Annotated in this window: 2 pseudogenes; both read left to right on the top strand. The window is 62.5% G+C overall.

Annotation, left to right across the window (positions count from 1 at the left end):
• Positions 1-74: pseudogene (locus EN859_RS40665) on the top strand (thymidine kinase); the annotation flags it as partial.
• Positions 75-201: 127 nt separating this feature from the next.
• Positions 202-347: pseudogene (locus tag EN859_RS40660) on the top strand (cytochrome c family protein); the annotation flags it as partial.

The raw sequence follows: 347 nt of genomic DNA, 5'->3' as shown, positions 1-347 counted from the left end.
TCTGCCGCCGCCATTGGGAGGAGGAGATGGGCAGGGCTGCCCCCGACGATTTCATTGGCTTCACCAACAGCTGAGCCTGATGGTTCCCGGTTATCGGGTGGCCGGCTGCCAGCCGCTTGCAATTGCCAGGCTTTATGCGGCCTTTGTTAAGGCCTGCCAGCTATTTCAGACCTCAGCCAAGAGCCGTCGGGAGAATCCGCCATGCTTCGAGCCATTTCGTCCGCCACGCTTTTCCTGCTTGCCAGCGGCCTTGCCGCGCATGCCGGCGGCGATGCAGCGCTGGGCAAGAAGGTCTTCAATCGTTGCATCGCCTGCCACGAGGCGGAGACGGATCGCGACAAGGTCGG

The sequence above is a fragment of the Mesorhizobium sp. M00.F.Ca.ET.216.01.1.1 genome (assembly GCF_004010325.2).
Lineage (GTDB): Bacteria > Pseudomonadota > Alphaproteobacteria > Rhizobiales > Rhizobiaceae > Mesorhizobium.
The sequence above is the reverse complement of the archived record's forward strand: the minus strand, read 5'-3'. Positions and strand labels throughout refer to the sequence as shown.